Genomic DNA, 18441 nt, shown 5'->3' with positions numbered 1-18441 from the left:
TTAGAGTAGGAGCTAAATTGATAAATGCATCAAAGAGTGCTATTGAACTTGGAAATCCAAAAACAATGAACATAATTTTACTTGGAAGCTTAGTTAAATCTATGAACCTTGAACATATAAATTGGAATCAAATTATAAGTGAAAATGTAAAAAAAGAGTTTGTTGACATAAACATAGAAGCATTTAAATTAGGGATGAATTTAGTAAAAATATAAAGCTTTTATGAATTCCATTTTGTTATTTTATTTGCAATGTAAATATAATCTTCATATAGATTTGTATATAAGTTTGATATTAATAAATATTAGATTTTATGAGTTAATGTTAAAAAAATTTAAGTTTACAATGGAGATTGTAAGAAGGAGATGCGAGCATGGATAATAAATCGAAAATTTTAGTTATAGCATCACATATGGATGATGAAATATTAGGTTGTGGTGGGACTTTAAAGAAGCATATTGAAAATGGAGATAAGGTATATGTTTTATATATTAGTTCAGGAGAATCTGATGCATGGAAAAAAGAAATTCTTGATATTAGGAAAGGACATGCTGTTAATGTTTCTAAATATATGGGGTTTGAAGAAATATTTTTTGCGGATTTACCACTTATTCAATTAGATAAAATTCCTAGACTAGAAGTTGTTAAAGCAATTCAAAAGATTTTTTATAGTATAAAGCCAGATATACTGTATTGTCATTATCCTACAGATATAAACAGTGATCATAGAATAGTTTATGAATCAACAATTATTTGGTGTAGAGCATCAAAGTCTCCGTTTCTTAATAAAGTTCTGTTATATGAAATCTTTGGATCAACAACGGACTTTAAGCCTAATTACTATGTTGATATTACAAGCCAAGCAGAATTTAAACTCAAATCGATGTCAATGTATGAGACTGAAGTTAACGCACAAACAAGAAATTTAGATACTATAAAGACTCATATGAAATATAGAGGATGTGAGTCTAATACAGACCTTGCTGAAGCTTTTTATTTACATTCTTTAATAGAAAGATAGGTGATAAGGTCATAATGATATTTTCAGAATTTAATAGATGGCTAGATAAGGCTATAAGAATATCAAAAATAATTGGAGTTATTTTTATTCTAATATTAGTTGCTTATGCTAGTTTTACAACAATTAAAAAATAAGGTTGTAGTAGCCTAAGAAAGTGGTTAAGTATGAAAATTTATTTAAAATATGTATTTTCAGTTGCTCTAGAAAAAAAAGGTAGACTTGGTTTATTACTAACCACTATATCTTTAATTACAGCGCTATTTATAGCATCTCTGAGTACAAACTCTACAGTTGAGAATGTAATGACGGAGCAATTAAGAGGAATATATGGAGATTATAATATTTCCATTCAGCAAAAAAATTTATCAAGAGAGCCTTTATTTGATTCAAAAGTATTAGATTCATATGAATTTAATGATAGTTGTAAATATATTGCATTAAAAGGAGAAAGTAAGGACATTGATGTTGTATATTACTACTTTGATAAGAACGATATAAAAAAATTAAATACATTGAAAATTATAGAAGGATCTAAAGAGATAAAAGAATCTAAAGGTGTGTATATATCAGAAAATTCAGCAAAATTACTTGAAAAAAAATTAGGTCAATATTTAGATATAGAAATCAACAATACAATCGAAAAATACAAAATTCTAGGAATTTGTGAGGATAAAGGGATATTAAAGAATGCTGATAATTCTACTATATCTTTAGTAACAGTTGAAGATGATTTAATAGAAAAACTAAAAATTAAAAATAATCAATACTCAGCTATATTGCTGAATGTTGATAGAGATGAAGTCGACGATTTTATTTCTAATTTTTATAATAATTCAGATGTAAAAAATCTTGATATATCAAAGACTATAGATCCTCAGCTAATAGATGAGCAGATAAATTCCCTTAACATAACTTTATATATTATGTTCTTAATTATACTTGTCATGTCTACATATATTATCTATTGTACTTTCAAGCTAATAATAACAGATAGATTAAAAGCAATGGGAACACTATTAAGTATAGGAGCGAAATTTAGAAATATTTCCTTTCTTATTCTTTTAGAGGGGGCTATATACGGAATAATTGGTGGATTTATAGGTTTAGGTTTAGGGGTAGTAATTACTAAGGTCCTTGCTTACTTAGCAAATCCTGTACCTTTTAATGAAATAAATGCTAATATAGATAATTCGTATTTTATATTAGGGATTATATTTGCAATACTATTGTCCTGTGTAACTGCATCTCTCCCTCTAATAAAGTTAAGAAAGATAGAAGTTAAGAATATAATTTTAAATATTGACAATAAAAAAGCAAATAAAAGTATAAAAACGCTTATTATAGGGATATTAGCGCTTGTAGCAACTTTAGTTATTTATATAATTAATCCTTATATTGCTTACAAAGGAGCTGTTTTAGAGATTATATTGCTATTTTTCTCAGTGTTGCTATTAACAAATTTTATAATTGATATATTAAGCAATATATTATTGATAATAATTAAAAAAATCAATATAGATATTTATCTAGCACTTAATAATATAAAAAACTCAATATATATAAAGTCTGTAACTATTTTATTTGTTATTTCTACTATTACTATAATAATGTTTTTTAGCTTAAAAGATTCTATAAAAAATGAAATTAGCGGTTCTTATGAAAAAATGAATTATGATTTAACAGTAGATGTTCAAGCTTTATATAAAAAAGAATTAGAGAAGAAAGTTGAAGAAATAAGTGAAATTGAAAAAAAATATACAATAAGCAATATGACTGGAGTGTTAAAGGGAGATAAGCATAGTAAACTTAATTTAGTTGGAGTAGATAGTAATGAATATATTGATTTTGATTCTTATATGGCATATGAAAACAAAGAATCTGAATTGAAAAATCTAGGAGATGTAGAAAATGGAATAATTATATCTAAACAGTTTGCCAAGGCAAACAATATAAGTAAATCTGACAACATAAAACTAACTATTAATGATAAGACTTTGGAGTTTGAGGTTTTATCAATAGTAGATTCGAAAATGTTTGCAAACGGAAACTATAATATAGTGAATAGAGATTATATAAAGCGTATTTTCAAAAATTCTACTCAGGACAAGTTTTACATAAGGACTAATGATGTTAATAAGGTAGAAAAATCTCTAAAGTCTATATCTAATGATTTAAAAATTAAAATACATACTAAGTCTAATGAAATAAAGATTCAAAAAGAAGAGATTAAACCATTAGAAAGTATATTAACATTTATAAGCTTTCTAACGCTTGTAATTGCACTTGTTAGTTGTGTATCTAACATTATTATAAGTCTTATTCAAAGAGAAAAAGATTTATGCATATTACTAACTAGTGGAATGACAACAACTCAATGTTTTAGAATGATTATATATGAGAACTTTATACAAACTGTGTTTGCATTTTTATTATCGGGCATAGCTGTATATATAGTAGAAAAGCTATTAAAACATATATATGGATTTTTAGAAATGAGTTTATCTGTTGATATTCCTATTTATTATTTATTGATAAGTTTTATAGCGACATTTGCAATAGGAATAATCGTTACGATAATTTCTATGATAAAAATAAAGAACATGAATTTAGTAGAAATAATAAAAAATAGATAAAAAGGAAGTAGATAATATTGAAAAAAGTAATTGAAGTCAATGGATTAAACAAATTTTTTAAGGTAGGAAATGAAAACTATCATGTATTAAAAGATATAGATTTTAGTATAACTGAAGGCGAATTTGTTTCGATAATGGGACCATCGGGAAGTGGAAAATCAACTCTTTTATACTTATTAGGAGGGCTAGACACGCCTAGTTCAGGAACTATAAAGATTAATAACAAAAATATTAATATGATGAAAAGAAATGAAGTAGCAAAGTTACGAAGAAGTGACATAGGATTTATTTTTCAGTTTTATAACCTAGTCCCAAATTTGAATGTTAGAGATAATATAATGCTGCCTATTTTATTAGATAAAAAAAGAGAATCTGATTATGAGAATATGTATAAAGAGTTGATTAGCATTATAGGTATGGATGGAAAAGAAAGAAATAAACCAAATCAGTTATCCGGAGGACAACAACAAAGGGTTGCAATAGCTAGATCACTACTATATAACCCTAAAATACTATTTGCAGATGAGCCTATTGGAAATTTAGATAGTAAAAATGGGACTAAGATTATGGAAATATTTAAGGAAATTAATGAAAGATATAATACAACGATAGTTCAAGTCACACATTCTGAAGAAGCCGCACAATATGGAACTAGAATAATTAAAATGAGAGATGGCGCAATATTAAATAATTCTCTTACATCTGATGAAAAAATATAGATTGATTAAAAACAGGTAGGGATTAAAATGAAAAAAAGTAGAAGTGATATATGTTTTATATTTGGAGGAATAGGCGTTGATTATAAAGGTAGAATAAGAAACTTGGATGAAAAGTTTATAAAAGACTTAGATAAAATCGGAATATTCCTAAAAGTTAAGTACGGAATAGATATATTATCATATCTATACAATAAAGAAGTAAAAAAAAATAATCAAAATATAACTGAGTGGATTGCTATATACACTTGTGATTATTTATTATTTAATTATTTAATAAGAAATGGAATTAAACCTGATAAAGTTTTTGGTTACAGTATGGGATTAGTTACAGCTACAGCATGTGTTGGATCTATTTCATATGAAGATGGAGTAAAGTTTTTGATAAACATCAAAAACTTTACAGAAAATGAATATAGTATGTCTAGTATTATAGGATTAAGCTATGAGGAGATAAAAAAAATAATAACCCAAAATTCATGTGAAGGATATGTACAAATTGGGTGTTTAAATAGCGAATACAGTTATGTGATTTCGGGTATAAAGGATAAAGTTGAATTAATAAATGTTGAGTGTGAGAAAATAGGAGCTTTAAAAATTATAAATATTAATACTAGTTATGCTTTCCATACACAATATTTGCTTGAAAGTTCTATGAATTTAAAAAAGATTATCAATAAGTTTAATCTTTGTGACCCTAAATATATTATAACTTCATGTATTGATGGTAAAGAATTAAAAAAATCAAATGATATAAGTGAGGAGTTATTTAAAATACTACATTCTGTTATTAATTGGGGATACACAATAAAAAAACAGTATGAAAATAATGATTCAGATTTTATGGAAGTAAGTTTATATAAAAGTATATCAAAACTAACTAAAATCAATGCGTCAGGGGCTAATTTTTATACTTATGAATCAATTGATAAGTTAAAATCAAAAAATTCATTGTATTTGGAGGGCGTGTAATGCTGAATCAGACTATCGTTTATATTAACCTAACTAATAAAAAGATAAGGATTAAAAAGATAAGTGAAGAATTGAGAAGAAAATACATTGGAGGAGGAGGGATTAACTCTAAACTATTATTTGACTCAGAAGCAATGGAGAATGATGCATTATCGGACAAAAACGTTCTTATCTTTGGAGTTGGTTGTTCAGTGGGAACTGGAATTATAGCATCGAATAGAAGTGTTATAACAGCAAAAAGTCCTGTTACAGATTTATTTGGAGATTCTAATATTGGTGGGACTTTTCCTGTAAGAATGAGGCAAGTAGGTATTGATCATTTGGTGATAGAGGGTAAATCTGATAAACCTGTTTATATACATATAGATAAAAATGGTGATATTTATATTAGAGAAGCAAAAGATTTATGGGGTAGATATACCAATGATGTGACAGATATTCTTACAGAAAAACATGGTAAATATTCTGAAGTGGCATGTATAGGACCAGCAGGTGAAAATCTAGTTAAATTTGCTAATGTAATAATGTCTAAAAATCATGCTGCAGGAAGAATGGGTATGGGCTGTGTTATGGGAAGTAAAATGCTTAAGGCCATTGTTATTGAAAAAGGTAATGTAAAAATGAGTGCTTATGACAATGAAGGTTTTAATGAAATTAAAGAAAAATGGAAAGCAGCATGTGCCGAGTCATTAACTACAAAAATGGGTAAAGTTTATGGAACGTTATTTTTAATGGAAGTAAACATAAAAGGCAAACACTTGCCTATAAATAACGCAATGATAGATACGCATCCAGAACAAGATAGGGTAAAACCTGATGTATTTAAAGCAGATCATCAGGTAAAAAAAACATCATGTTATTCGTGTCCTGTAGGATGTTCAAAGAAATTTGAAGTTCGAGAAGGTGAGTATAAAGGGGAAGGTGGAGAACGGATCGAATTTGGAGCTGCTGTGAGTGTGGGACCATACGTAGGTATTTTTGATTGGGGAAGTATAATTCACCTAAAATTATTATCTGATTATCTAGGGGTAGACACAATAGAAATGGCAGCTTCTATTGGAACTATACTAGAATGTAAGAAAAGAGGAATTTTAACAATAGAGGATTTTGACGGAGAAGATTTAAATTTCGGGGTTACAAAAGATATAGAAAGACTTATGATTTTAATGAGTAAGAGAGAAGGAATTGGGGACTATATTGCAGATGGAGCATACAGAGCAGCAGAAAGGTTAAATGCATCAGAATACGCCTTTTGCGTTAAAAAATCAAGTACTTCGCTTCAATCTAACAAAAGATTATTAAGGTCTTTAGGGTATTTGACTTCGACTAGGGGCGGAGACCATTTAAAAAGCTTTTGCTTCACAATGCAAAATGGAGGATACTACATAACTAAGCATTTGTTTGGGATAAGAAAACCTAAGAAACAATTAGATAATCCAAATAAAAAAGGTAGAATTCTATGGTGGCATGAAAATTATAAAAATATAGTTGATGCTTTAGGCGTATGTTTATTTGCAATACAGGGGCTACCAGGTGTAGGTTGTGGTCTTTATGATGATTTTTCTAAGCTAATGAATTCTTCTTATGGATTGGACATGACCGATAAAGAAGTTTTACTAGCGAGTGAGAGAATATACCAACTACAAAATGCATTTAATACTAATTGTGGTTTGGGCATTGATGAATATAAGTGGCCAACACGCAAAAAAGATAAAGATATTGATGAAAAACTTATTAATTCTACTGTGATAAAAGATAGAGATAAACCAGGTATGCTTCCAGAGTACTTCCTTTATAGAGGTCTTAATAATAATGGAATTCCAACAGTAGAAAAATTCTTAGAATTAGGAATGGATGAATATATAGAAAAATCTAACTGTGTACATATTGATAATCTTATGGATACTGACAATATACTAGAAACTGTTAACATAGTAATTAAATTTAGTTTATATGACAAGGTAAGGGTTAAACTTAGCAATAATATATTTGGAAAGCTATTAGAATTAAAGAGTAAGTTAGCTCAGAAAAAATATTTGAAAGATAAATACAATAATCAATGAGGAGAAAAATGAATAATAATTATAATGTAATGAATGAATATTCTCTAACATGTTTTAGCAATAACAAGAAAAGAAAGATTGAAAAATATGTAAACACTGAGCACTCAATTTTACTAACTATAAATAACAAAATAGAACTAAATTTGCTTTGTTCACCAAATGAAGTGAAGGAATTTATAATCGGCTATTTATACAATGAAGAGTTTATTAATCAATATAATGAAATTCAAGAAATTTATATAGATAATGATTATAGTGATATAAGAGTAATATTGAATGATAGAAAAAAAGATTTACCTAGCAAAAGAACAAGAACCTCTGGATTTGGAAATGGAATAACATTTTTAGATAATAATAAGCTGAGGATCTTTGATGATTCAACAGAGATAGAAGGTAAAAGCATTTTTGAAATAGCAAGAAAAAGAGAAGAAATACAATCTATATACAACTTAAGTGGAGGAATACACTCCTCTGCATTATGTAGCAAAAACGAAATATTAGTTTTTTCAGAAGATATAGGTAGACACAATACTTTAGATAAAATAGCTGGGATCAGCCTACTAGAAGGTATTAATACTAGTGGAAAAATTTTATTTACAAGTGGAAGAATATCGTCAGACATGGTTAAAAAATGCAATAGACTAAATATACCTATATTAATATCATTATCAGCTGTTACAGAGAAGTCAATAAAAATAGCAAAAAAAACTAACATGACTTTAATAGGATATTGTAAAAATGAAAAATTTTATATCTACACAAATGATTATAGAATTATAGAAAATAGTTCACATTAATAAAATTATAAGTAAATTATATGTAAAACTTACTATTTTCTAATAAAGGTAAAGATATCGAACTAAATTACAAGCGTCAGTTAATTAGACACTAATTAGCTGACGCTTGTAAAATATTTTCTTTTCTAAAATTTATTTAATAAGTGCATTTTCGATTGATTTTAATATACATTTACTGCTGACTGTTGCACCAGAAACAACATCTACATCTAATGATTGAGCGTCTATTACATCAGCTGTAATTTTTTCAGCTTTTCCGCCAAGACCTTTATCATGACTTATAATTTTTATATTTCTAATTTTTGACTCTTTAATCTCTAACGAAACTTTTACAGATACAGGATTGATAGTATACTCCCCTTCATATATGCCATCGTCTAAATGACTAAAATATGAAGTGTCTATCTTTTTAATTTTTAATTCTTTTGCTTTACCAACTAAATTTTTCATATCAAATATTACTGAAATAACTACAGTTGTCAAGATAAGAAAAATAATTATAATTATTTTTTTATTATTTTTCTTACTTTTATTAATTACACCTATAGATCTCATTTACCACAACTCTCCTTTTTATATAATTAAAATAAATATTTAATCGACCATTGTAAGTGAATACATCTTTTTTAGGTTTATAGCAGTACTTATTAGAATTAAATTTACGATATTAATATATATTCTTGAATCAATTTTAATAAGTAGTGAGAGTTACACCTTTATCATAAAAATTTTTACTAATACACAAGTATGTATATTTTTTATTATCATATTATGCACGTACATACAGTGCTGCAAATAGATAATATAATTACATACTAACTACTTTTGGTCTTATATTATTTTAACAATATTTTTAGATATTTAAATAATTTATAGAATAAGATGTTTATTTATAGGTATAATTGGATTTTAGCAATAAGTGTTAAATGAATAATCCTAGATTATTAGAGGAGCTTAATTTTTATTCTAGTAAAAAACATATTGTAAAATATTATTTATTATGGGTTTATAATAATTCAGGAGAATGTAATTCGAACTATGATTTAAATTAAATGTTGAAATAAATAAAAAAGAGTCGAAATCTTCATATTATTGTTAAAATATGTTAAAATATATGCAAATAATATTATATTTTAAGGGGGGATAAGGTTGTTAAAAATAGGAATTTGCGAAGACAATCAAGAACAATTAATAGATTTGAAAGATAAAATTACTACTTTAAAATCGCTTGAAAATATATCCTTTAAAATACATTGTTTTTCCTCAGGAATTGAAGTTATAGAAAAATCTGATTTAAAACTAGATATATTGTTTATGGATATAATAATGCCAGGGAAGGATGGCTTTTATACCTCAAAAGATATTAGAGAGTATGATCCTAATGTAGAGATAATATTTACGACAGCTGAGCCCAAATATGTATTTAAAGGTTATGAGGTAAATGCATATAGATATTTAATAAAGCCTATAAGTAAAATTGAATTGGAAAGACATATTAGATCTTGGATTGAAGATAACAACAAGAGGCAAGAGAGGATAAGTTTAAAATTTAACTCAGAAGTTGTTTTTTTGAATAAAACGGATATTATCTATGCAGAAATTAATAAAAAACGTTTAACTATATATACTAAAAAATGCAGCTACGAATTAGAGATGACACTAAAAAAGCTTGAAGATATGATTAACTCTGATAAGTTTTTTAGGTGCCATCATAGTTATTTGATTAATCTTGAAGAAGTAGATAGACTATCCAAAACATCGATAGGCATTTGCAGAAAGGATATACCTGTTAGTAGAAATAGAATGTCCGAGCTTAAAAAGAAACTTACAATAAATTTATCTAAATCCATTTAATTATTTCAAAATTACATATATTAAAAGAGTTTATTACTACTAATATAGTTAACGGGTTTAAGATAAAATTAAAATAAACATCCTAAGTCTTGTGTTAAATAAAAACAATGGAGGTAAATTTTAGAGTTAATCAAAATCAAAGGAGTAGTGAAGTACTATTCTAAAAATTTTGAGTGTACTTTATTTTAAATATAGGAACTATGATAGAAATTATAAATACATTATCGAACACCACAGGGATAACATCATCTTTATACCAAGTTTACTCTTTTGAATTTATAACAAGATTATTTAATAATCAATACAGAGTTAAACTAGGTAAGTTGGATTTCATTATAATTACCTCAATAATCCTATTATCAAATTTTTTCCATATTTACTATAACTTGAGAATCTTAATATACATATTACTATCTTCATATTATTATGTTAAAAATTATAATGTATCAAAGTACACTGCTTTTATACAATCTTCGGGGTATTGGATAGTTGTAATATCAATAAGTATAGTATCAATAATATTAACATCAGATTTATTTAATATTGATACTATAAGTGAATTATCTAAAGATTCAAAGTTTAAAACGACATCAATAATCCTTAGAATTATACTTCTTACACTGGTAAGAATTATAATATCTATTAGATGTAGAATTACTAAGAGTGAATCCATTGACTTTTCTTCAATAATAATATGTATATGTGTTAAGTTTACATTATTATTTGGAATATATTTTTATACATTAGATAGCCGTCATAAGGAAGTTAGTTCAAAAACTATATTTTTTACAGAATTTATACTGTACATTATACCTTTATTATCATTAATATTAGCAATTTCTATAGTTAACCAAACTATTAAAAGAAATAAAGAAGTTTTATTTATAAAGAAAAAGTTAGAAAATGATTTTTACGAATATAAGTTAAGGCAAGATAATGAGGATAACATACGAAGAATATACCATGATATGAAAAATCATATTATATGCATTAAAGGTTTATATAATAATCAACAAGATGCTTTGAATTATTTATTGAAGTTAGAAAAATCAATAAATAATTCAACAACTTCGTACAATAGTGGAAATAGGGTAGTAGATATTCTCTTAAATGAGAAGTCTTCAACTTGTGAAAGGAAAGGTATAAAATTTACATCTATAGTAAATGCTGAGAAAATTAATTTTATTGATGATATTGATATATGTACAATTTTTTCTAATATTATAGACAATGCTATTGAATCTAGTGAAAACGATAACATAAATGAAAAGTTTATAAATATATCTAGTTATCAAAAAAAGGAGTTCTATATATTCAAATGTATTAATAATAAATCCCATGACATATTAAAAAAAAATAAAGCAATACAAACGAGTAAAAAAGAATTTCATAGACATGGATACGGATTAAAAAATATTAAATCTACAATCGAAAAATATAATGGGAGCTTGGATATAGACTATAATGATAATGAATTTATATTAAGTTTTATCATCCCATTAAAGGAAATAAAAGTTTAAAGCTTATATTCAATGGCGTAAAAGCTGAAAAGGTATATCAAGGAGATAAAAGTATAGACTTTAAAATTTTAAATGAAAATACTATTATAAAGGTTAAAAGTATAGACTTTAGCATAAAAATAATATAACAAATAAAGAGGTAATGAAAAATTACCTCTTTATTTATTACACGATTAAATAAAGTATATTACAATTAATATTATAACAGTAAGGAGGTGAAAAAGATTGGAATTAACGATAAGACCAGTTGAAGTTGAAGATTCAAAGGATATAAATGAAATAAGACGAATGAAGGGCGTTATGGAAAATATGCTAGCAATAAGTAGCGAAAGGTTAGATAGAACAAAGAGGCACACTGAGAACCTAGATTTAAATACACATATTCTCGTAGCTGAATTGAAAGAAAGTGAAAATAAAAAAGTAGTTGGAATTGTATCTTTGAACGTGAATTCATCGCCGAGATTAAGACATAGTGGTAGTTTAGGAATAAGTGTACACGCAGAGTATCAAAGTATGGGAATAGGAAAAAAATTAATGGAAGAGATACTAGATTTAGCAGATAATTGGCTTATGTTAGCAAGAATTGAATTGGGTGTATACCCAGATAATAATAAAGCTATAAGAATGTATGAGGATTTTGGTTTTAAAAAAGAAGGTATAAAAAAATACGCAGCTATAAAAAATGGAATTTATGTAGATGAAATTATAATGGGGAGATATAATGAGAAAATAATTAAAAATTAAATTAAAAAGTGTAGAGGTGATTTATGGAAAAAAGGTTAGACCTTTTGATAGACAACTATGAGTCATTGAAAAAAGTGAATGCATCATCTTGGATGGGATTAATAATACATGGATGTGCACTTGAGTATACACTAAAAGATAAAAAAATAAATACAAATCTAGTAAACGAGAGTATGGAAATTATAAGAGAAAAAACCTCTATATTCTCTGACTTTAGAGGTAAAAGTTCAATAAACACAGCAATAATACTATCATTTCAAGCAAATCCCAAGTCTAGCTTCGATGAAATTTTAAATATCCATAAAAAGTTGAAATTAAATAAATTTTGCTCAGGAGATTGTTTAGCATTAGTATCAAATGTAATATTTGAAAATAAGAATAAAATAAATATAGATGAGTGTATAGAAAAAATGAAATATGTATACAAATCTATGATACAAAACCATCCATTTTCAATAGGTGTAGAAGAATACATGATAACATGTATAATTGCAATAAGCGCAAGGGACATTGAAGAGGAACTAAATAATATGGAAATAGCATATGAGTATTTAATGAAAAATGGATTTCATAATCGTAGAACTCTTCAAAGTTTATCGCATGTTCTTTCTTTTAACAAAAACAAGGAAACACTTAATAGATGTATAGAAATAAAAAAGGAATTAGAAAAAAATAAATGTAAGATGCATGAGTTTGGATATCCCCTAATAGGAGTGATGGCTCTTATAGATATAAAAGATGTAAAACACTTAATAGGAAAAATTAAACATATATCAGATACTTTAAAAGATCATCAAGGGTATGGAAACTTTATTTTAGGAGAAAGATACAGAAACATGATTAGTGCAGTTATTGCATTATCTAAATATATTGATGATATAGAAATTAATAGTATAATAATGGATAAAATTATATCAAATATTAACCAAGCAATGAATATAGCGACAAATGCGGCAACAACAAGTTCCATAGTTATATACAATTCATCTACATAGCCATAAAAATAAGAAAATAAACTTAAGAGCTATAAGACTTAGGTTTATTTTCTTATTTTTATGAATTTATTTTAAAACTTATAAAAGTATAAATGTGTTTTAAAGTATAAAAGATTATTTTAAAAGACAATAATAAATATGATATAATAAAGTTTACGAAAAACAGGAATTTTAAAAGGAGCGTGTACATAAATGAAATGGGCAGAAATAACTATTAAAACAACAACTGAAGCAGTTGAAGCTATAACAAATATATTATATGAACAAAACGTAGGTGGAGTATCTATAGAAGATCCTAAAGATTTTAAATTCCAAAAGAAACATGAATATGATTGGGATTTTGTTGAAGAAGAAATATTTAACAGCGGATATGATGGAGTTATAATAAAAACTTATATAACAGAAGAAAGAGATGTTTCTGATGATATAAAATTAATAAAAGAAAAAATAGATGGACTTAAAGAATTCGGAATAGATGTAGGAGAAGCTATAGTTGAACTTTCTCAAGTAGATGAAGAAGATTGGGCAAATGAATGGAAAAACTACTACAAGCCAACTAAAATAGGTGAGAAGATAGTAGTAAAGCCAACTTGGGAAGAGTATGAAGCTAAAGATACTGATTTAATAATAGAGTTAGATCCAGGGATGGCATTTGGAACGGGTACACATGAAACTACAAGTATGTGTATAAGAGAATTAGAAAAGTATGTTAAACCAGAATCTAAAGTTTTTGATATAGGTTGTGGAAGTGGGATACTTGCAATAGCAGCAGCAAAATTAGGAGCTAAAGACGTATTAGCTGTTGATTTAGATGAGGTTGCTGTAAAAGTTTCAAAAGAAAATATAGAGTTAAACAAAGTAGAAGGTAGTGTTAATGCACTTCACGGAAACTTAATGGAAGTTGTTAAGGATAAAGCAGATATAGTTGTAGCAAATATAATAGCGGATATAATAAAAATACTAGCAAAAGATATAAAACAATTTATGAAAGATGATGCTGTATTTATATCTTCAGGAATAATACATGCTAAAGTAGATGAAGTTAAAGAAGCTTTAACTCAAAACGGACTTGAAATAGTACATATAGAGTCTTTAGGCGAGTGGAACGCTATAGTATCTAAAATAGCAAAGTAGGTGAATTGCATGGATAGATTTTTTGTAGTAAAGAATAATATAAACCTTGAAAATAAGACATGTATTATAGAAGGTGAAGATGTAAAACATATTTCTAAAGTTTTAAGATGTAGAATTGGAGAAGAACTAGAAATATGTGATAATGACAACAATGAATACATATGTGAAATAACTAATATAGATAAGTCTCAAGTTGAACTTAATATAGTAGAAGTTGTAGACATAAAAAGAGAGTCTGATTTAAAAATAAAAGTATATCAAGGCCTTCCAAAAGGACCTAAGATGGAAATGATACTTCAAAAGTTAACTGAAGTTGGAGTAGATGAGATAATTCTAGTTCAGACGAAGAGAACTGTTGTTAAAGTTGATGATAAAAAAGAAGACAAGAAAATCGAAAGATGGGAAAGAATAATATATGAAGCTGCAAAACAAAGCAAGCGTGGAAAAATTCCAAAATTAAGAGGCGTTTTAAGCTTTAAGGAAGCACTCGCTGATATGAAAGAAAATGACTTTAATATAGCTCCATATGAAAATGAAAGAACAAAATCGATTAAACAAGCTATAAAAGGTGTAGATATAAAAAATATAGGTATTTTCGTAGGACCAGAAGGCGGATTTGAAGATACTGAAATTAAGGCTATAGAAGAAATAGGTGGACAATCAGTGTCTCTTGGGCCTAGAATTCTAAGAACTGAAACAGCATCGCTTGTTGCATCATCTATAGTGTTATACGAATTAAGTGACTTAGGAGGAAATGATTAGAGTGAAAAAAGTAGCTTTTTATACTTTAGGATGTAAAGTAAATCAATATGAAACAGAAGCTATGCTTGAGATGTTTAAAAAAGATGGATACACTCAAGTTGATAGTGAAGAATTTGCAGATGTTTATGTTATAAACACATGTACAGTAACACACATGAGTGATAGAAAATCACGTCAATATATAAGAAGAATGAAAAAGAAAAATCCAGACGCTATAATAGCTGTTGTTGGATGCTACTCTCAAGTTTCTCCAGAAGAAATTTTAGAAATAGAAGAAGTAAATTTAGTTATGGGAACTAATGAGAGAAGACAAATAGTTGAAGAGATAAAAAAATTAGATGCATCTAAAAAAGCTAGTACAGTTGACGACATAATGAAAGTAAGAGCTTTTGAAGAAATTGAAATAAATCAAGCTAATGGAAGAACTAGAGCATTTATGAAAATTCAAGATGGATGTGATAGATTCTGTTCTTACTGTATAATACCTTACGCAAGAGGTGGAAAGGTAAGAAGTAGAGATTTAGAGAGTGTAGTAAATGAAGCTAAGAAGTTAGCCGATAATGGATACACAGAAATAGTTTTAACGGGGATACATGTTGCATCTTACGGAAAAGATGTTAGTGAAGCTGAAGTTAATTTATTAAGTGTTATAAAGGCTATAAATGAAATTGATGGAGTTAAGAGAATAAGATTAAGTTCAGTAGAGCCTATATTAATGACTGATGAATTTATAGACACAGTTTCTAAAATGCCAAAAGTATGTCCTCATTTCCATTTATCATTACAAAGTGGATGTGATGAAACGTTAAAAAGAATGAACAGAAGATACACTACAGAAGAATACAAGGAAATAGTTGATAAATTAAGAGAAAAGATGCCTGAAGTGGCAATAACTACAGATGTAATAGTTGGATTCCCAGGAGAAACTAATGATGAATTTAATCAAACATATAAGTTTTTAAGTGATATAAAACTTTCACAAATGCATGTGTTTAAGTACTCTCCAAGAAAAGGAACACCAGCAGCAACTATGGAAAATCAAATAGATCCTCAAATGAAACAACTAAGAAGTGATAAGTTAATAGAATTAAATAAAAAGAATTTTAATGAGTTTGCAGAAAACTTTATAGGGGAAGAATTTGAAGTACTATTTGAACAGAACATAGAAGGTAAAAAATATGAAGGTTTAACACCTAACTATATAAGAGTAGTAGTTGAAAGTGATGAAGATATACATGGTAAGATATTAAATACTAAAATATTACATGTAAAAGATGAATATGTAGAAGGAATTTTAGTATAATATGTAGAAATAATAACTCTTAATAGATAGGAGGTGTAAATATGAGCTGTATATTTTGTAAAATTATAAATGGAGAAATACCATCAAACAAAGTTTATGAAGATGATAAAGTCTTAGCTTTTAATGATATAAATCCTGTTGCACCATTACATGTTTTAGTTATACCTAAAGAGCATTATGAATCAATAATAGACATAGGTGAAGAAAATATGGAAATAATTGCACATATTCATAAGGTTATTAATAAAATAGTTAAAGAAAAAGGATATGACAAAACTGGATTTAGAATAATAAATAACTGTGGAGATGATGGATGCCAAGAGGTTAAGCATATCCATTATCATGTATTAGCAGGAAAGAAATTAGATTGGTATGATGCTGAGAAGTAATATATAAATTAAACTTTTAGATGTATTATTCATAAAAATACTTGAAAAAAAAATAAGATTAGTTTATAATAAACAAAGTGTGAGGTTGTAATGCATATTATGCAGATATAATCGAGTTACAGTCCCAGCATAATTTGCGCTATCGGAGGGAGGGAAAAAGAATGTCAGAAGTAAGAGTAAGAGAAAATGAAACATTAGACAGCGCCTTAAGAAGATTTAAGCGTTCATGTGCTATGTCTGGCATAATGTCTGAAGTAAGAAAAAGAGAACACTATGATAAGCCAAGCGTAAGACGTAAGAAAAAAGCTGAAGCTGCAAGAAGAAAAAACGCTAAGAAATAATTTTTGTAGATAAGAGGTGAAGGGATATGTCCCTTAAAGCAAAGTTACAAGAAGACTTAAAACTTGCTATGAAAAACAAAGATACAGTAAAAAAATCTGTTGTTACATTAATAAGAGCTGAAATCAAGCAGCGTGAAGTTGACACTAGAACAGAACTTGGTGATGACGAAATTATAGACGTAATAACAAAACAGTTAAAGCAACGTAGAGATGCAAAAACTGAATTTGCAAAAGCATCAAGAGACGATTTAGTTCAAGAGGCCGAAGCTGAGATTGAAGTATTAATGGAATACCTACCTCGACAGCTGAGCAAAGAAGAATTAAATGAGATAGTCAAAGATACTATATCTGAAGTAGGAGCTACTTCTATGAAAGATATGGGAAAAATCATGGCAGCTATAAAGCCGAAAACAAAAGGTGTAGCTGACGGAAAAATGATAAATGAGTTAGTTAAATCTAACTTACAATAGATAGAAAAACCTAGAGCGAATGCTCTAGGTTTTTTGCTTTTTATTTATTTAACAATCTTTGTCCAAATAATTGTAATAATATTGATTACTCTCTCATATTTATAAATTAAATAGAGGATAAAGAGAGGGTGAATTCATTGATCATATCTACAAAAGAAATAAAGAAGTTTATAATAAGTGTTTTTATACCTATTATAGTTGGGTTTTCGAGTAGCTTTATATCTGAATTCTTAAGTCAAACAAATACAAGTACATATTATTCAAATTTAATAAAACCAGGTTTTTTCCCTCCTGGGTATATATTTCCTATAGTATGGACTATTTTGTACGTACTTATGGGGATATCAGCTTATTTAATTTCTAAAAAAGGATTGAATACTCTTAAAGTAAGAGATGCTATGTTTTATTATTACTTACAATTAGGATTGAACTTTATATGGCCTATTTTATTCTTTGGATTAGGGCTTAGATTCACAGCTTTGATAGTTATAGGACTTATGATAATAATTGTATTAATTATGATAATTAAATTTGCTAAAATTGACAAAAGAGCAGCTTATATAAATTTACCATATTTAGCTTGGTTATTTTATGCATTCTTTTTAAATTACGTTATATGGTCAATAAATAGATAAAAATAAAAGCCGGCTTGGCTTTATTTTTTTTGAAATAAAAGTCTCAAAATGTATTAAAGGAACATACTATTATATTAAGGCTTCAAAACCAA

19 protein-coding genes are annotated in these 18441 nt (G+C 27.1%); 18 read left to right on the top strand and 1 reads right to left on the bottom strand.

The window, feature by feature from the left end:
* The 7 genes from RWY47_RS06055 to fdhD form a co-directional block, all read left to right on the top strand.
* On the top strand, positions 1-215 hold a 215-nt coding region (locus tag RWY47_RS06055), incomplete at its 5' end, for a 2-oxoacid:acceptor oxidoreductase family protein (RefSeq protein ID WP_316030272.1).
* A 158-nt stretch (positions 216-373) separates the two neighbouring features.
* A complete protein-coding gene (locus tag RWY47_RS06050; RefSeq protein ID WP_150843258.1) occupies positions 374-1021 on the top strand; it encodes a PIG-L deacetylase family protein in 648 nt (215 codons plus the stop codon).
* A gap of 164 nt (positions 1022-1185) precedes the next feature.
* Positions 1186-3654: an ABC transporter permease gene (locus tag RWY47_RS06045; RefSeq protein WP_150843257.1), complete on the top strand. Its 2469-nt coding sequence runs from the start codon at positions 1186-1188 to the stop codon at positions 3652-3654.
* 17 nt (positions 3655-3671) lie between these two features.
* Complete coding sequence (locus RWY47_RS06040; RefSeq protein ID WP_150843256.1) at positions 3672-4373, top strand: ABC transporter ATP-binding protein; 702 nt, start codon at positions 3672-3674, stop codon at positions 4371-4373.
* A gap of 27 nt (positions 4374-4400) precedes the next feature.
* Positions 4401-5342 carry an ACP S-malonyltransferase gene (locus RWY47_RS06035; RefSeq protein WP_150886332.1) on the top strand — a complete coding sequence of 314 codons (942 nt, stop codon included), beginning with the start codon at positions 4401-4403 and terminating at the stop codon, positions 5340-5342.
* Complete coding sequence (locus tag RWY47_RS06030; protein WP_150843254.1) at positions 5342-7405, top strand: aldehyde ferredoxin oxidoreductase family protein; 2064 nt, start codon at positions 5342-5344, stop codon at positions 7403-7405. Before RWY47_RS06035 ends, RWY47_RS06030 begins: the two co-directional genes overlap by 1 nt.
* An 8-nt stretch (positions 7406-7413) precedes the next feature.
* Positions 7414-8202 carry a formate dehydrogenase accessory sulfurtransferase FdhD gene (gene fdhD / locus RWY47_RS06025; protein ID WP_167402933.1) on the top strand — a complete coding sequence of 263 codons (789 nt, stop codon included), beginning with the start codon at positions 7414-7416 and terminating at the stop codon, positions 8200-8202.
* Positions 8203-8334: 132 nt separating this feature from the next.
* Here the strand turns inward: fdhD and RWY47_RS06020 are convergent, their stop codons facing one another.
* Positions 8335-8757: an FMN-binding protein gene (locus tag RWY47_RS06020; protein ID WP_224170470.1), complete on the bottom strand. Its 423-nt coding sequence runs from the start codon at positions 8755-8757 to the stop codon at positions 8335-8337.
* Between the two features lie 594 nt (positions 8758-9351).
* Here RWY47_RS06020 and RWY47_RS06015 point away from each other — a divergent pair.
* The 11 genes from RWY47_RS06015 (at position 9352) to RWY47_RS05965 (ending at position 18349) form a co-directional block, all read left to right on the top strand.
* Entirely contained in the window at positions 9352-10056 is a 705-nt protein-coding gene (locus RWY47_RS06015) for a LytR/AlgR family response regulator transcription factor (protein WP_150845098.1), read from the top strand.
* A 200-nt stretch (positions 10057-10256) separates the two neighbouring features.
* Positions 10257-11576 (top strand): sensor histidine kinase, encoded by a 1320-nt coding sequence (locus tag RWY47_RS06010; protein ID WP_150886330.1) that lies wholly within the window; start codon positions 10257-10259, stop codon positions 11574-11576.
* 225 nt (positions 11577-11801) lie between these two features.
* Positions 11802-12320 carry a GNAT family N-acetyltransferase gene (locus tag RWY47_RS06005; RefSeq protein WP_150842182.1) on the top strand — a complete coding sequence of 173 codons (519 nt, stop codon included), beginning with the start codon at positions 11802-11804 and terminating at the stop codon, positions 12318-12320.
* Between the two features lie 23 nt (positions 12321-12343).
* Positions 12344-13315 (top strand): DUF4003 family protein, encoded by a 972-nt coding sequence (locus RWY47_RS06000; RefSeq protein ID WP_150886329.1) that lies wholly within the window; start codon positions 12344-12346, stop codon positions 13313-13315.
* A 192-nt stretch (positions 13316-13507) separates the two neighbouring features.
* A complete protein-coding gene (gene prmA / locus RWY47_RS05995) occupies positions 13508-14449 on the top strand; it encodes a 50S ribosomal protein L11 methyltransferase (protein WP_150842185.1) in 942 nt (313 codons plus the stop codon).
* Between the two features lie 9 nt (positions 14450-14458).
* Positions 14459-15211: a 16S rRNA (uracil(1498)-N(3))-methyltransferase gene (locus RWY47_RS05990; RefSeq protein ID WP_150886328.1), complete on the top strand. Its 753-nt coding sequence runs from the start codon at positions 14459-14461 to the stop codon at positions 15209-15211.
* Position 15212: 1 nt separating this feature from the next.
* On the top strand, positions 15213-16514 hold the full coding sequence (gene mtaB / locus RWY47_RS05985; protein ID WP_316030271.1) for a tRNA (N(6)-L-threonylcarbamoyladenosine(37)-C(2))-methylthiotransferase MtaB: 1302 nt from the start codon (positions 15213-15215) through the stop codon (positions 16512-16514).
* A gap of 41 nt (positions 16515-16555) precedes the next feature.
* The gene (locus RWY47_RS05980; protein WP_021429942.1) at positions 16556-16903 is read left to right on the top strand and encodes a histidine triad nucleotide-binding protein; all 348 of its coding nucleotides are present in this window, start codon (positions 16556-16558) and stop codon (positions 16901-16903) included.
* 161 nt (positions 16904-17064) lie between these two features.
* On the top strand, positions 17065-17244 hold the full coding sequence (rpsU, locus tag RWY47_RS05975) for a 30S ribosomal protein S21 (protein WP_021125460.1): 180 nt from the start codon (positions 17065-17067) through the stop codon (positions 17242-17244).
* 26 nt (positions 17245-17270) lie between these two features.
* Positions 17271-17714: a GatB/YqeY domain-containing protein gene (locus RWY47_RS05970; protein ID WP_021429856.1), complete on the top strand. Its 444-nt coding sequence runs from the start codon at positions 17271-17273 to the stop codon at positions 17712-17714.
* A 128-nt stretch (positions 17715-17842) separates the two neighbouring features.
* Positions 17843-18349, top strand: a complete 507-nt coding sequence (locus tag RWY47_RS05965) for a TspO/MBR family protein (RefSeq protein ID WP_224170471.1) — start codon at positions 17843-17845, stop codon at positions 18347-18349.
* The last annotated feature ends 92 nt before the right edge of the window (positions 18350-18441 follow it).

It is taken from the genome of Paraclostridium sp. MRS3W1, from assembly GCF_032465715.1.
In the GTDB taxonomy this organism is placed as follows: domain Bacteria; phylum Bacillota; class Clostridia; order Peptostreptococcales; family Peptostreptococcaceae; genus Paraclostridium; species Paraclostridium dentum.
Note: the sequence above shows the minus strand (reverse complement) of the source record. Positions and strands in the feature narration are given on the sequence as shown.

What these genes read in the sequence shown, in the direction of transcription:
- RWY47_RS06050 (WP_150843258.1), top strand. Translation starts at nt 374, where the DNA reads ATGGATAATAAATCGAAAATTTTAGTTATAGCATCACATATGGATGAT.
- RWY47_RS06045 (WP_150843257.1), top strand. Translation starts at nt 1,186, where the DNA reads ATGAAAATTTATTTAAAATATGTATTTTCAGTTGCTCTAGAAAAAAAA.
- RWY47_RS06035 (WP_150886332.1), top strand. Translation starts at nt 4,401, where the DNA reads ATGAAAAAAAGTAGAAGTGATATATGTTTTATATTTGGAGGAATAGGC.
- RWY47_RS06030 (WP_150843254.1), top strand. Translation starts at nt 5,342, where the DNA reads ATGCTGAATCAGACTATCGTTTATATTAACCTAACTAATAAAAAGATA.
- fdhD (WP_167402933.1), top strand. Translation starts at nt 7,414, where the DNA reads ATGAATAATAATTATAATGTAATGAATGAATATTCTCTAACATGTTTT.
- RWY47_RS06020 (WP_224170470.1), bottom strand. Translation starts at nt 8,757, where the DNA reads ATGAGATCTATAGGTGTAATTAATAAAAGTAAGAAAAATAATAAAAAA.
- RWY47_RS06010 (WP_150886330.1), top strand. Translation starts at nt 10,257, where the DNA reads ATGATAGAAATTATAAATACATTATCGAACACCACAGGGATAACATCA.
- RWY47_RS06000 (WP_150886329.1), top strand. Translation starts at nt 12,344, where the DNA reads ATGGAAAAAAGGTTAGACCTTTTGATAGACAACTATGAGTCATTGAAA.
- prmA (WP_150842185.1), top strand. Translation starts at nt 13,508, where the DNA reads ATGAAATGGGCAGAAATAACTATTAAAACAACAACTGAAGCAGTTGAA.
- RWY47_RS05990 (WP_150886328.1), top strand. Translation starts at nt 14,459, where the DNA reads ATGGATAGATTTTTTGTAGTAAAGAATAATATAAACCTTGAAAATAAG.
- RWY47_RS05980 (WP_021429942.1), top strand. Translation starts at nt 16,556, where the DNA reads ATGAGCTGTATATTTTGTAAAATTATAAATGGAGAAATACCATCAAAC.
- rpsU (WP_021125460.1), top strand. Translation starts at nt 17,065, where the DNA reads ATGTCAGAAGTAAGAGTAAGAGAAAATGAAACATTAGACAGCGCCTTA.
- RWY47_RS05970 (WP_021429856.1), top strand. Translation starts at nt 17,271, where the DNA reads ATGTCCCTTAAAGCAAAGTTACAAGAAGACTTAAAACTTGCTATGAAA.